The sequence below is a fragment of the Streptomyces roseus genome (genome assembly GCF_001044425.1).
Taxonomy (GTDB): domain Bacteria; phylum Actinomycetota; class Actinomycetes; order Streptomycetales; family Streptomycetaceae; genus Streptomyces; species Streptomyces roseus.
Map to the genome: position 1 here is coordinate 60,712 of NZ_LFML01000029.1, position 12,995 is coordinate 73,706.

General features: G+C 71.7%; 12 protein-coding genes and 1 tRNA gene. 8 read left to right on the forward strand and 5 right to left on the reverse strand.

Translation table 11 applies throughout. The features are described 5' to 3' along the window. Positions 1-17: 17 nt before the first annotated feature. Positions 18-689, forward strand: a complete 672-nt coding sequence (phoP, locus tag ACS04_RS07480; protein WP_466527820.1) for a two-component system response regulator PhoP — start codon at positions 18-20, stop codon at positions 687-689. A gap of 94 nt (positions 690-783) precedes the next feature. Here phoP and ACS04_RS07485 read toward each other — a convergent pair whose 3' ends face one another. Further along, the gene (locus ACS04_RS07485; protein WP_048475739.1) at positions 784-1,461 is read right to left on the reverse strand and encodes a copper chaperone PCu(A)C domain-containing protein; all 678 of its coding nucleotides are present in this window, start codon (positions 1,459-1,461) and stop codon (positions 784-786) included. Between the two features lie 649 nt (positions 1,462-2,110). Here ACS04_RS07485 and ACS04_RS07490 point away from each other — a divergent pair. The 6 genes from ACS04_RS07490 (at position 2,111) to ACS04_RS07515 (ending at position 8,388) form a co-directional block, all read left to right on the forward strand. Beyond that, positions 2,111-2,593, forward strand: a complete 483-nt coding sequence (locus ACS04_RS07490; protein WP_003953493.1) for a CarD family transcriptional regulator — start codon at positions 2,111-2,113, stop codon at positions 2,591-2,593. A 258-nt stretch (positions 2,594-2,851) separates the two neighbouring features. Further along, the gene (gene ispD, locus ACS04_RS07495; RefSeq protein ID WP_048475740.1) at positions 2,852-3,598 is read left to right on the forward strand and encodes a 2-C-methyl-D-erythritol 4-phosphate cytidylyltransferase; all 747 of its coding nucleotides are present in this window, start codon (positions 2,852-2,854) and stop codon (positions 3,596-3,598) included. Further along, a complete protein-coding gene (gene ispF / locus ACS04_RS07500; RefSeq protein WP_048475741.1) occupies positions 3,588-4,097 on the forward strand; it encodes a 2-C-methyl-D-erythritol 2,4-cyclodiphosphate synthase in 510 nt (169 codons plus the stop codon). Before ispD ends, ispF begins: the two co-directional genes overlap by 11 nt. 88 nt (positions 4,098-4,185) lie before the next feature. Next, positions 4,186-5,586, forward strand: a complete 1,401-nt coding sequence (gene cysS, locus ACS04_RS07505; RefSeq protein WP_048475742.1) for a cysteine--tRNA ligase — start codon at positions 4,186-4,188, stop codon at positions 5,584-5,586. 101 nt (positions 5,587-5,687) lie between these two features. Then, positions 5,688-6,659, forward strand: a complete 972-nt coding sequence (gene rlmB, locus ACS04_RS07510; protein WP_048475743.1) for a 23S rRNA (guanosine(2251)-2'-O)-methyltransferase RlmB — start codon at positions 5,688-5,690, stop codon at positions 6,657-6,659. Positions 6,660-6,837: 178 nt separating this feature from the next. After that, entirely contained in the window at positions 6,838-8,388 is a 1,551-nt protein-coding gene (locus ACS04_RS07515; RefSeq protein ID WP_078864520.1) for a DoxX family protein, read from the forward strand. A gap of 108 nt (positions 8,389-8,496) precedes the next feature. Here ACS04_RS07515 and ACS04_RS07520 read toward each other — a convergent pair whose 3' ends face one another. The 3 genes from ACS04_RS07520 to ACS04_RS07530 all read right to left on the reverse strand — a co-directional run bounded on the left by ACS04_RS07520 (position 8,497) and on the right by ACS04_RS07530 (position 11,024). Next, positions 8,497-9,276 (reverse strand): nucleotidyltransferase family protein, encoded by a 780-nt coding sequence (locus tag ACS04_RS07520; RefSeq protein ID WP_078864522.1) that lies wholly within the window; start codon positions 9,274-9,276, stop codon positions 8,497-8,499. Between the two features lie 57 nt (positions 9,277-9,333). Next, the gene (locus ACS04_RS07525) at positions 9,334-9,747 is read right to left on the reverse strand and encodes a hypothetical protein (RefSeq protein ID WP_048475746.1); all 414 of its coding nucleotides are present in this window, start codon (positions 9,745-9,747) and stop codon (positions 9,334-9,336) included. Positions 9,748-9,935: 188 nt separating this feature from the next. Beyond that, on the reverse strand, positions 9,936-11,024 hold the full coding sequence (locus ACS04_RS07530; protein WP_048475747.1) for an ABC transporter ATP-binding protein: 1,089 nt from the start codon (positions 11,022-11,024) through the stop codon (positions 9,936-9,938). Between the two features lie 267 nt (positions 11,025-11,291). Here ACS04_RS07530 and ACS04_RS07535 point away from each other — a divergent pair. Then, positions 11,292-11,365, forward strand: a tRNA-Thr gene (locus tag ACS04_RS07535). A gap of 85 nt (positions 11,366-11,450) precedes the next feature. Here ACS04_RS07535 and ACS04_RS07540 read toward each other — a convergent pair. Beyond that, positions 11,451-12,833: an NAD(P)/FAD-dependent oxidoreductase gene (locus ACS04_RS07540; RefSeq protein WP_048475748.1), complete on the reverse strand. Its 1,383-nt coding sequence runs from the start codon at positions 12,831-12,833 to the stop codon at positions 11,451-11,453. Positions 12,834-12,995 lie beyond the last annotated feature (162 nt).

A 12,995-nucleotide genomic window follows, 5' to 3' on the forward strand; every position in this document is an offset into this window, starting at 1 on the left:
GTCCTTCCGTGACCCGAGTGCTCGTCGTCGAGGATGAGGAATCCTTCAGCGACGCCCTGTCCTACATGCTCCGCAAGGAGGGCTTCGAGGTCGCCATCGCCGCGACCGGGCCCGACGGGCTCGACGAGTTCGAGCGCAACGGCGCCGACCTCGTCCTCCTCGACCTGATGCTCCCCGGGCTGCCCGGCACGGAGGTCTGCCGGCAGCTGCGCGGCCGCTCCAACGTGCCCGTCATCATGGTGACGGCCAAGGACAGCGAGATCGACAAGGTCGTCGGGCTGGAGATAGGAGCCGACGACTACGTCACCAAGCCCTTCTCCTCGCGGGAGCTGGTCGCCCGCATCCGCGCGGTCCTGCGCCGCCGCGGCGAGCCGGAGGAGGTCACGCCGGCCGCGCTGGAGGCCGGCCCCGTACGGATGGACGTCGACCGCCACGTGGTCACCGTCGCCGGAGCCAAGGTGGACCTCCCGCTGAAGGAGTTCGACCTGCTGGAGATGCTGCTGCGCAACGCGGGCCGCGTCCTGACCCGCATGCAGCTGATCGACCGGGTCTGGGGCGCCGACTACGTCGGCGACACCAAGACCCTGGACGTCCACGTCAAGCGCCTGCGCGCCAAGATCGAACCCGACCCGGGCGCGCCGCGCTACCTGGTCACGGTCCGCGGCCTGGGCTACAAGTTCGAGCCGTAAACCGCCGCGGCGCCGCCCCGGCCGACGGGGGCGGACCGACGAAGGGCCCCGTCCGCTTCCGCGGACGGGGCCCTTCGCGCGTGGTGCCGCAGGCTCAGTGGCCGGCGCTGTGCGAGGGGGAGCTCGCCGGGGACCCCGAGGCGGTGCCCGCCGGAGCGCCCGAGGCGGCGCCCGAGGGGCTCGCGGCCGGGGAACCGGAGGGGCTGCCCGAGGGGGCGCCGGAGGGGCTGCCCGAGGGCGTGGCGCCGGGGGCGGCGACCGGGGCCTCGGTGGGGCCGAAGCCCGCGTACATGCCGGTGCCGGGGACGACGAAGGCGGCGATCTCCACGTCGCCCGCGTTGCTCAGCTGGAAGACGAGCGGCTGCGCGTTGCCCTTCTGCACGGCCTCGGCGCCCTCGATCACGGCGGAGGCGTTGCCCTTGCCGCCCAGCACGATGGAGCCGCCGGCCGGCACGGTGACCTTGGAGGCGCCCTCGGCGGGCTTCAGCACGACCGTGGCCTTGCCACCCACGAGGGTGATGGCGTCAAGGGTCTGAGGCTTGATGCCGCTGTTGAAGAGCGTCGCCGAGACGGCGGCCGGGCCCTTCTTCTCCTCGCCCTGGGTGATCACCAGCGCGTTCTGGATCTTGATGTTGCCCTTGGTGACAGCGGCGTTGTCGGGCTTGATCTGGAGCGTCTCCGCGTTGTTGCCTGCACCGCAAGCGGCCAGCGAGGCGATCGAGAACACGATGGCGGTGGCGGCGAGGGCGCCGCGTCGAAGGCTGCGGCTCACGGCGGCGGCAACTCCTTGGACGTACGGAACGGAAGGGTGGGCAGTCTCAGAGCGGCCGAGGTAAAGCCGTCCTAAGGGTGTGTCAGCGCGCTTAGGTTACCGAGCCGCCGCCCCGCCCCCGCACCCGACCCTCCGCAGCGCACGGGCCGCCCTGCACCGGCTGCCCGATCTTGTATTCACCCTGCTCCGCACCCCGTGCTCCGGCCGGACCTTCGGACCGCCGTTCGCTCCGTACTTCCCGCGCCGTTCACCCGCCGATCATGTTCCGCCCGCATATCGCCGGCGCGGGCCCCGGTGATCAAATTCCGGGATTCCTTCGAACGGCTCTCCGTGATCAATTCCGGATTGGGCCGGAACCGCTCCGTACGGGTGGCCGCCAGTCGAACGGAGTAGTTCGGTTTCCCGGCTTCGAAACCGGCAAAACGGGACGTACGTCACACCTCGGGGACCCGTGGCCGGGTGTAGCGTGGCCGTTTCGCCCGGTCCGCACAGCGCCTCCGACCTGCGAATACCCCCCTCCGGAAGCCCTTCGCAGCACGTTCGTGTCGCTGTTGTCAAGCCCCGAGATGGGCCCTGACCTGCGAAAACGCCATTCATAACAGTCAGTTCTCGTGTTACCCTGGATAGCCACGGAAGGGGTACCTGTCACATGACGTTCAAGGTTGGCGACACCGTGGTCTATCCCCATCACGGGGCCGCGCTGATCGAGGCCATCGAAACTCGCCAGATCAAAGGCGTGGACAAGACCTACTTGGTGCTCAAGGTCGCCCAGGGCGACCTGACGGTTCGCGTGCCTGCGGACAATGCGGAGTTCGTCGGCGTTCGCGACGTAGTCGGCCAGGACGGGCTGGACCGGGTCTTCGAGGTGCTTCGTGCACCGTATGCCGAAGAGCCGACGAACTGGTCCCGGCGCTACAAGGCAAATCTGGAGAAGCTCGCTTCTGGCGATGTCATCAAGGTCGCCGAAGTGGTGCGTGACCTGTGGCGTCGTGAGCGTGAGCGCGGGCTTTCCGCGGGCGAGAAGCGCATGCTCGCGAAGGCGCGCCAGATCCTGGTGAGCGAGCTCGCGCTCGCGGAGAACACCAACGAGGACAAGGCTGAGGCTCTCCTCGACGAAGTTCTCGCGTCCTGACGCGAGAAGTCCTTCACACAGTTGTGCCGCGGTGCCCGATGACACGTCCTCTCCTCCACGAGAGGGCTGTTGCCGGGCGCTGCGGCATGTCTGTACCCGCACCTCTGCTGCACTTTTCCCACCGGCGTGCCGGGTCCACAAGCCTGCCCCACCAGCCTGCTCGACCGGTCGTCACGGAAGGGACGAGGGCGTCGCACCCGGCACCCTTCAGGCCATACCCATGTCGGCCGAAGTCACAAACCTGGCTCGGAGCTACTGATGTCTGACGAATCGCGCCCCCACCGCACCGCCGCGGTGATCCCGGCCGCCGGCCGGGGGGTACGCCTCGGCCCCGGTGCCCCCAAGGCCCTCCGGGCCATCGGCGGCACCCCCATGCTCATCCACGCTGTCCGCGCGATGGCCCGCTCCCGGGCCGTCTCCCTCGTGGTGGTCGTGGCCCCGTCCGACGGCGCCGCCGAGGTGCGCCGGCTCGTCGACGAGCACACCCTGCCCGACCGGACCGAGATCCTGGTGGTCCCCGGCGGCGAGACCCGCCAGGACTCCGTACGCGCCGGCCTCGCCGCGCTCCCCGCGAACGTCACCTCCGTCCTCATCCACGACGCGGCCCGCCCCCTCGTCCCCGTGGACACCGTCGACTCCGTCGTCGAGGCCGTACGCGACGGCTCGCCCGCCGTGGTGCCCGCCCTGCCCCTGGCCGACACCGTCAAGGAGGTCGAGCCCGGCCGCCCCGGCGAGCCCGAACCGGTCGTCGCCACCCCCGTACGGGCCCGGCTGCGCGCCGTGCAGACCCCGCAGGGCTTCGACGTCACCGCCCTCCGGCGGGCCCACGAGGCCATCGCCGTCGACGGCGAGGGCGCCACCGACGACGCCGCGATGGTGGAACAGCTCGGCATCACCGTCATGGTGGTCCCCGGCCACGAAGAGGCCTTCAAGGTCACCCGTCCGCTCGACCTGGTCCTCGCCGAGGCCGTACTCGCCCGCAGGAGGGCCACCGATGCCTACTGACCCCGCGGGCCCCGCCGCCCCCCTGCTCCCGCTCGTCGGGATCGGCACCGACGTGCACGCCTTCGAGACCGGGCGCGAGCTGTGGTGCGCCGGGCTGCTCTGGGAGGGCGAGGACGGCCTCGCCGGGCACTCCGACGGTGACGTCGCCGCCCACGCCGCCTGCGACGCCCTGTTCTCCGCCGCCGGCGTCGGCGACCTCGGCGCGCACTTCGGCACCTCCCGCCCCGAATGGTCCGGCGCCGCCGGCGTCACCCTCCTGGCGGAGGCCGCCCGCGTCGTCCGCGCCGAGGGCTTCGAGATCGGCAACATCGCCATCCAGGTCATCGGCGTCCGCCCGAAGATCGGCAAGCGGCGCGAGGAAGCCCAGAAGACCCTGGCCGCAGCCGCCGGCGCCCCCGTCTCCGTCTCCGGCACCACCACCGACGGCCTCGGCCTCACCGGCCGCGCCGAAGGCCTCGCCGCCATCGCCACCGCACTGGTGTACCGGACGATTCCGTAGCCCGGCGGACACCGCTTCCGCAACAAAGCACCCCCGCGCTCCCGAAAGGGTCGCGGGGCACTGCCACGGGCCCACTACCCTGGATGCCGTGACTATTCGCCTGTACGACACCAGCGCCCGGCAGATCCGCGACTTCACCCCGCTCGTCCCGGGCTGCGTCTCGATCTACCTCTGCGGCGCCACCGTCCAGGCGGCCCCGCACATCGGGCACGTCCGCTCGTACCTCAACTTCGACATCGCACGCCGCTGGTTCACCTACCGCGGCCTCGACGTCACCTTCATCCGCAACGTCACCGACATCGACGACAAGATCATCGCCAAGGGCGAGGACCAGGGCCGTCCCTGGTGGTCCATCGGCTACGAGAACGAGCGCGCCTTCAACGACGGCTACGACGCCCTGGGCTGCCTCCCGCCCACGTACGAGCCTCGCGCCACCGGCCACGTGCCGGAGATGATCGAGATGATGCGCACGCTCATCGAGCGCGGCCACGCCTACGAGGCCGACGGCAGCGTCTACTTCGACGTGCGCTCGTACCCGGGCTACCTGGAGCTGTCCAACCAGGACATCGACGACCTGCGCCAGCCCGCCGAACAGGGCATCACCGGCAAGCGCGACCCCCGCGACTTCGCCATGTGGAAGGCCTCCAAGCCCGGCGAGCCCGACTGGGAGACCCCGTGGGGCCGCGGCCGTCCCGGCTGGCACCTCGAATGCTCCGCGATGGCGCACAAGTACCTCGGCAGCGCCTTCGACATCCACGGCGGCGGACTCGACCTGATCTTCCCCCACCACGAGAACGAGATCGCCCAGGCCAAGGCCTTCGGCGACGCGTTCGCCCAGTACTGGATGCACAACGCCTGGGTCACCATGTCCGGCGAGAAGATGTCCAAGTCCCTCGGCAACTCGGTGCTCGTCTCCGAGATGGTCAAGACCTGGCGCCCCGTCGTCCTGCGCTACTACCTCGGCACCCCGCACTACCGCTCGATGATCGAGTACAGCGAGGAGTCGCTGCGCGAGGCCGAGTCCGCGTTCGCCCGCATCGAGGGCTTCTACCAGCGCGTCATCGAGAAGGCCGGAAAGACCGTCGACCCGGCCCCCGAGGTCCCGCCGGCCTTCGCCGAGGCCATGGACGACGACCTCGGCGTCCCGCAGGCGCTGGCCATCGTCCACACCACCGTCCGCCAGGGCAACAGCGCGCTGGCCGCCGACGACAAGGACGCCGCCATCGCCCGGCTCTCCGAGGTACGGGCCATGCTCGGCGTCCTCGGCCTGGACCCCCTCGACCCGCACTGGGCCGGGGAGTCCGACCGCGGCGAGGACCTCCACGGCGCCGTCGACACCCTCGTACGCCTCGTCCTGGAGCAGCGCGAGTCCGCCCGCGCCCGCAAGGACTGGGCGACCGCCGACGCCATCCGCGACCAGCTCCAGCAGTCGGGCCTGGTCATCGAGGACAGCCCCACCGGACCGCGCTGGTCGCTCGGCCCGCGCTGAGCCGCGGCCGCCCGGAGCAGTCCGACTGTGCCGCCCGGCCTCCCGGGCGGCACACTCTTCATACGTACATATCGCAGCATCAACGAAAACAGGTAGAGGTCATGGCCGGGAACAGCCAGCGCAGGAACCGCCGCACGTCCAACAAGAAGGGCGCCACGGTCGGCAGCGGTGGCCAGCGGCGCAAGGGCCTGGAAGGAAAGGGCCCCACGCCCAAGGCCGAGGACCGCAAGAAGCACAAGGCGAACCGCATCGCCGGCGCCATGGCCCGCCAGGCCGCCAAGCGCCGCCCGGCCCCGCGCCGCGGCGGCCCCAAGGGCACGAGCGAGATGGTCGTCGGCCGCAACCCGGTCTTCGAGGCGCTGCGCGACGGCGTCCCCGCCACCACCCTCTACGTCCAGCAGTTCATCGACAACGACGAGCGCGTCCGCGAGGCCCTCCAGCTCGCCGGCGAGCGCGGCAACATCAACCTGATGGAAGCCCCGCGCCCCGAGCTCGACCGCATGACCAACGGGCTCAACCACCAGGGCCTGGTCCTCCAGGTCCCGCCGTACGAGTACGCGCACCCCGAGGACCTCACCTCCGCCGCGTACGACGAGGGCGACGACCCGCTCATCGTCGCGCTCGACGGGGTCACCGACCCCCGCAACCTCGGCGCGATCGTCCGCTCCGTCTCCGCCTTCGGCGGCCACGGCGTGGTCATCCCCGAGCGCCGCGCGGCCGGCATGACCGCCGGTGCCTGGAAGAGTTCGGCCGGCACCGCCGCCCGCACCCCGGTCTCCCGCGTCACCAACCTGACCCGCGCCCTCCAGGACTTCAAGAAGGCCGGCATCGCCATCGTCGGCCTCGCCGCCGAAGGCACGCACGAGGTGCAGGACCTGGAGGCGCTCGGCGGTCCCGTCGTCATCGTCGTCGGCTCCGAGGGCAAGGGCCTCGGCCGCCTCGTCGGCGAGAACTGCGACTACCTCGTCCGCATCCCGATGCCGGGCGGCGCCGAGTCGCTGAACGCCGGTGTCGCCGCGGGCGTCGTGCTCTACGAGGCGGCCCGCCGCCGCGCCACCCGCGGTCGCGTCTGAGCCCCGCACGGCGCCGCCGCCCCGGTGGCGGCGGCGCCGCCTTGATCCACTTGGCTCATGGAACGTGACCCGTGAGCGTGCCACCCCGCCCCTTTCGGGCGGGGTGGCTTGATCTTGACGGGCCTCGGACACATCCCTGCTGTCAAGGCAGTGTCCTAAACACTGATCACTCGGTTAGATGAGTGTGGACACCAGAACGTCAGGGTTCGACGACCAGCCCGCGCTGAGCATGGTCAAGGTGCCGTGCGACCCCGCACAGGTCATCGTCAACCACGCCAGCTTCCGCGTGCGGCTCGCACCGAGCCCGAGCGCGCGTTCCAAGCCCGCGAACGCCCCCGGCCGCGTGCCCGTCCTCGGCGGCGCCGCGGTCGCCGCCGCCGGCGCCGGCCGCCGCCGGGCCCCCGTCGTCTGGAGCGGCAAGTCAGCCCCCGGCGACACCGCCGCCATGGGCGGACTCCTCCAGGCCGTACGCGAACACGGGCGCGGACACGACGAGTTCGACGGAGGCGCCACCCAGACCATTCCCCGCGTCGACCTCGCGCACGACCTCGCCGAAGACACGCTGGCCACGCCGACCGTCATCGGCCAGCGCACGTACGCGGACCCGGACGAGACCCGCGCGCTCACCCCCGTACGCGACCACCCCCAGGACCCCCGCCCCGCGGTCGGCGGCCCGTACGACGGCGCCGGCTCCGCCTCCGACTACCGCCGCGCCCCCTCCGACACCCGCGGACAGTCCTCGTACTACCCCGGCCGCCGGATGAACCTCGGCGTCGTGCTGCTCCCGCTGCGCGTCTTCCTCGGCTTCATCTGCATCTACGCCGGCATGGGCAAACTGTGCGACCCCGTCTACTTCGACGGCGGCGAACGCGGCTCCATGGTCACCTGGCTGCGCACCCTCCACCCCTGGGCGCTCGCCGAACCGCTGCGGGACTTCGCCCTCGCCCACCCCGTCGGGGCCGGGCTCAGCGTCGCCTTCCTCCAGGTCATCGTCGGCGTCCTGACCGTCCTGGGCCTGTGGCAGCGGTTCGCCGCCTGCATCGGCGCCCTGCTGTCGGCCGCCCTCCTGATGACGGTCAGCTGGAAGACCGTCCCCGCCTACGACGCCCCCGACATCATCTACCTCGCCGCCTGGAGCCCGCTGATCATCGCCGGCGCCCCCGTCTACTCCCTCGACGGACGTCTCGCCGGAGAAGCCTGGCGGACCCTCGGACCCCGCTCCGAGATCTGGCGGCTGCGCCGGCGCGTCCTGCGGCGCGGAACCGTCATGGCCACCGTCGTCTGCGGACTCACCCTCCTCATCGGCTCGCTCCTCGGCGGCGCCGTTCGCTCCACCACCGTGGTCACCGTCCCCGGACCGGGCCAGGCCCCCAGCAACTACCTCCCCGGCTCCCCGCTCCCGCAGCCCCCCTCCACCGGCAAGCAGCAGCCCCGCCAGCAGCCCGCCACCCAGCAGCCCTCCAAGACGGCCGAACCCACCGCCAGCGCCTCGGCGCCCGCCGCCAAGTCCGGCCGCGGCAGCGCCGGTACCACCACCAAGCAGAGCGCCGGCACCGGCTCGCAGTCACCGACCGCGACCCGCGGCTCGGGCAGCGGCTCCAACTCGGGCGGCACGCCCCGGCAGTCCACCCCCAAGCCCCCGTCCTCCAGCTCCGGCAGCGGGGGCGGCAGCGGTGGCGCGGACACCGCCCCGAAGAAGCCCGGACTCGTCGGCGGCCTCCTCGGCTGACGACCGCACGGAAGGAAGGGGGCCCGGCGCGCGAACCGCGCACCGGGCCCCCTTCTCCGTACCCCCGACCTGACGCCCCGCCCCGACGCCCACGCCGCACGGAAGGGCTCAGGAGCCGCTCTGGGAGGCCAGCTCCCGCGCCGCCTCGGTCAGGTCCTTCGCCGTGTCGATGGCCCGCCAGTAGGCCCCCTGCGGCAGCGGGAAGCCCGCCAGCCGCCGCTCCCGGGCCAGCCGCGGGAACGTCGTGCGCTCGTGGTCCCCCAAGTCCGGCAACAGCGCCGCGAATTCGGGCCCGAACACGTACACCCCCGCATTGATCAGATACGGCGACGGCGGCGACTCGATGAAGTCCAGCACCTGCCCGAACTCGTTCGTCTCCACCGCCCCCCACGGGATCCGCGGCCGGGCCAGCGCCAGTGTCGCCGTCGCCCCCCGCTCCGCATGGAACTCCGCCATCTCCCGCAGTGAGAACCGCGTCCAGATGTCCCCGTTCGTGGCGTACCAGGACCGGTCCGGGTACGGCAGATGGCGGGCCGCGAACTTCAGCCCGCCCCCGCGCCCCAGCGGCTCCTCCTCCACCACCGTGCTCACCCGCAGCGGCAGGTCCGCCTTCGCCAGCCACTCCTGCAACACCTCCGCGAGGTGGCCGCACGAGATCACGGCGTCCGTCACCCCCTCGGCGGCCAGCCAGGCCAGCTGATGCCCGATGATCGGCACCCCGGTCCCCGGGATCTCCACCATCGGCTTCGGCCGGTCGTCCGTATACGGACGCAGCCGCGAACCCTGGCCTCCCGCCAACACGACCGCCTGAACAGGCGCCTGGGCGAGGGAGGCCGGATACGCGGCCGCGGAAACGGAAGAACGGGACACGGGGGGTGCGTCGGTCATGGCCGCCAGAGTAGGGGCCCCGGCGCACGGGAGGGCGGCGACGCCCGTGGCGCGGCGTCAGCCCATCGAGGCGACACCGGTCGCGTACGAGGTGTCGCACACGGGACGCGCGAAGGACTGCGCCTTCGTCGGCCCGTACACGTCCACGGCGGCCCGGCCCAGCGCCCGCGCGATCCCCACGCAGTGCTCGGCCAGTGACGGCCTCCGGTCCACCTCCCGCTGAAGGTGCGTCAGTACGTCGCCCGGAGCCTCACCCTGCTGGAGCTCGCCCAGCAGCTTGTCGCGCAACACGTCCTGTGCGGCGCGGGGCTTCGCGGGAACGGACACGTCCTCGGCGGACGCGGTCAGGATCTGGGAAGGCGTGTTGTCCGCCCAAGGGACCATGGTGACCGCGAGGGTCCCGGACAGGACCAGGACGACGGGCAGGACCAGGGCGAGGGAACGGCCGATACGGCGGGCAGTGTGGGTCACGAGGGCGAGAGTAGCGCTCGGTGAAGATTTGGCGACATTTAGTCACCCGGTCGGGGGATGGTTCGACGTGGCTTTTCGAATTAAGGGTTGACGAGTGGGGCCGAATGGCCCGGTCTGCCCGGGATACGGGCCGGGGCGCCCCTCCCTCCGGAGGAACGCCCCTGTCCGCACCCGCTCTTGGCGAAGGCTCAGCCGGAGAGGCGCTCGCCCGAGGAGGTCGAGAACACGTGGATCTCGGAGGCCCGCGGCACCACGTGCAGCGTCGACCCCTTCTCCGGCACCTGGCGGCCGCCCACGCGCACCACGATGTCCTGCGCGCCGTCGGCGTCGGACGTGCGGCCGTACACGTAGCCGTCGGCGCCGAGCTCCTCGACGACGTTGACCGTGATCGTCAGGCCGCCCTCGGTGCCGATGTCGAAGTGCTCCGGGCGCACGCCCACGGTGACGGTGCGGTCGCCCGCGTCGGCGGCGGCGGACAGCGCCTCGCGCGACACCGGGACCACGCTGTCGCCGAACTTCACGCCGCCGTCGGCGATCGGGACCTCGACCAGGTTCATGGCCGGGGAGCCGATGAAGCCGGCGACGAACAGGTTCGCCGGGCGGTCGTACATGTTGCGCGGGGTGTCGACCTGCTGGAGCAGACCGTCCTTGAGGACCGCCACGCGGTCGCCCATCGTCATGGCCTCGACCTGGTCGTGGGTGACGTAGACGGTGGTGATCCCGAGGTCGCGCTGGAGCGCGGCGATCTGGGTGCGGGTGGACACGCGGAGCTTCGCGTCGAGGTTCGACAGCGGCTCGTCCATGAGGAACACCTGCGGCTTGCGCACGATGGCGCGGCCCATGGCGACGCGCTGGCGCTGACCGCCGGAGAGCGCCTTCGGCTTGCGGTCGAGGTACTGGGTGAGGTCGAGCATCTTCGCCGCGTCCTCGACCTTCCTGCGGATGGTCGCCTTGTCCTCGCCGGCGATCTTGAGCGCGAAGCCCATGTTGTCGGCGACGGTCATGTGCGGGTAGAGCGCGTAGTTCTGGAACACCATCGCGATGTCCCGGTCCTTGGGCGGCAGGTGCGTGACGTCGCGGTCGCCGATGCGGATCGCGCCGCCGTTGACGTCCTCCAGGCCGGCCAGCATGCGCAGCGAGGTGGACTTGCCGCAGCCGGAGGGCCCGACGAGGACGAGGAACTCGCCGTCCTCGATGTGCAGCTCCAGCTCGTCGACGGCGGGCTTGTCGCCGCCGGGGTACAGCCGGGTCGCCTTGTCGAAAGTGACAGAAGCCATGGTGATGAATCCCTTCAACCGGCAGGAACGTGCCGGACGATCCGAGTGGAAGGTCTAGTCCAGTAAGCAGGACTCGCCCGACGCTACCCCGCCGTTCCCCGTCCTGTCAGCACCCCGGGCGCCGTGACTTGCGCCTCGGCCGTACTCCGGTGCGCGGGGCGAACAGGGGGACGAGGGGGTCACGCCCCGCCGGAAAAGTTCTTCGCGGGCCGGTGGCGGGGCTGTGTAAAGTGAAGGCGATTCTGTGCGCTGCGCAGGGTCGTGTGTGCCGCCTTAGCTCAGTTGGCTAGAGCGCTTGACTTGTAATCTTGAGGTCGTCGGTTCGATTCCGACAGGCGGCTCCGTCCCAGGCCGGACGAGTTCTGGTGCAGGGAAACGGTACAAGCGGAAGACCCCGGGCCCTTGTGGCCCGGGGTCTTCCGCTTGTCAGTGGCGGCCCGAGATGCGGTCGGCCAGGCGGGCCAGGGGGGTGGTCTGCGGGGCGTGCGTCTTCGTCTCGTGGCGGTCCGCCTCGCGGTATGCCGCGTACAGCGCCTGGACGCCGAGCCAGCGGAAGGGCTCCGGCTCCCAGCGGCGGACCCGGTGGTTGACCCAGGGGAGCGCGGTCAGGTCCGAGGCCTCGCCGAGGACCAGGTCGCGCAGGGTGCGGGCCGCGAGGTTCGACGTGGCCACGCCCGAGCCCACGTAGCCGCCCGCCCAGCCCAGGCCCGTCGTGCGGTCCAGGGTGACCGTGGCGCACCAGTCGCGGGGGACGCCGAGCACGCCGGACCAGGCGTGGGTGATCTCCACCCCGGTGAGGAGCGGGAAGAAGGCCGTCAGGAGGTTCGTGAGCGACGCGATGGTCGCCTGCTGCGTGGTGCCGTCCGTGTCCGTGCGGGAGCCGAAGCGGTACGGGACGCCGCGGCCGCCGAGGGCGATGCGGTCGTCCGCCGTGCGCTGGGCGTACATGTAGGCGTGGGCCATGTCGCCGAGGGTGCAGGCGTCCGACCAGCCGATGCGGTCCCAGACCTCGGGCGGCAGCGGAGCCGTCGCGATCATCGAGGAGTTCATCGGGAGCCACGAGCGCTTGTGGCCCTTGAGGGCGGCGGTGAACCCCTCCGTGCAGCGCAGGACGTAAGGGGCGCGGACGGTGCCGTAGGGGGTGACGGCCCGGCGGGGGGCGATCTCGGTGACGGGCGTGGATTCGTGGATGACCACCCCGAGGCGTTCGCAGGCGGCGGCCAGGCCCCTGGCCAGCTTGAGGGGGTGGATGCGGGCGCCGTGCGGGGTCCACGTGGAGCCGACGGCGTCCGCGATGTCGATGCGGGCGCGGGTGTCGGTGGCGTCGTAGAGCTCGCGGTCGCTCTCGCCGAAGGCGAGTTCGGCGGTGTGGAAGGCCTTGAGCCGGCTGAGCTGGGCGGGGGTGCGGGCGACTTCGAGGACGCCGCCGCGGTGGATGTCGGCGTCGATGGATTCCTTGGCGGCGGTGTCGATGACCTCGGTGACGGTGTCGTTCATGGCCCGCTGGAGGCGCTGGGCGGCCTGGTGGCCGTGGAGTTCGGCGTAGCGGTCGCGGCCGGCGATGCCGTTGTAGAGCCAGCCGCCGTTGCGGCCGGAGGCCCCGAAGCCGCAGAACTTCTGCTCCAGGACGGTGACGCGCAGGTCGGGGGCGGCGGTCTTGAGGTAGTACGCGGTCCACAGGCCGGTGTAGCCGCCGCCGACGATGACGACGTCGGCCGTGGCGTGGCCGGTGAGGGGGGCGCGGGGTGGCTGGTGGGTGGCCGTCCGGTCGGTCGCGTACCAGAAGGAGATGCCGCCGTTGATCGTCATGGGGAGTTGGTACAGGGCGTGGCGCGGGGGTGTCCAGGTACCGGATGTCGGGTTTCGGGGTGGCGGAGGTGGCCTTGTGGTTGGTGTGGCGGGGTGGTGGGGTCCGTAGGGTGCCGGCGCGTGTTTGTGCTGGTTGTGGGAGGTTTCGACAGGACGGCCATC

What these genes read in the sequence shown, in the direction of transcription:
- ACS04_RS07490 (WP_003953493.1), top strand. Translation starts at nt 2,111, where the DNA reads ATGACGTTCAAGGTTGGCGACACCGTGGTCTATCCCCATCACGGGGCC.
- ispD (WP_048475740.1), top strand. Translation starts at nt 2,852, where the DNA reads ATGTCTGACGAATCGCGCCCCCACCGCACCGCCGCGGTGATCCCGGCC.
- ispF (WP_048475741.1), top strand. Translation starts at nt 3,588, where the DNA reads ATGCCTACTGACCCCGCGGGCCCCGCCGCCCCCCTGCTCCCGCTCGTC.
- rlmB (WP_048475743.1), top strand. Translation starts at nt 5,688, where the DNA reads ATGGCCGGGAACAGCCAGCGCAGGAACCGCCGCACGTCCAACAAGAAG.
- ACS04_RS07515 (WP_078864520.1), top strand. Translation starts at nt 6,838, where the DNA reads ATGAGTGTGGACACCAGAACGTCAGGGTTCGACGACCAGCCCGCGCTG.
- ACS04_RS07520 (WP_078864522.1), bottom strand. Translation starts at nt 9,276, where the DNA reads ATGACCGACGCACCCCCCGTGTCCCGTTCTTCCGTTTCCGCGGCCGCG.
- ACS04_RS07530 (WP_048475747.1), bottom strand. Translation starts at nt 11,024, where the DNA reads ATGGCTTCTGTCACTTTCGACAAGGCGACCCGGCTGTACCCCGGCGGC.
- ACS04_RS07540 (WP_048475748.1), bottom strand. Translation starts at nt 12,833, where the DNA reads ATGACGATCAACGGCGGCATCTCCTTCTGGTACGCGACCGACCGGACG.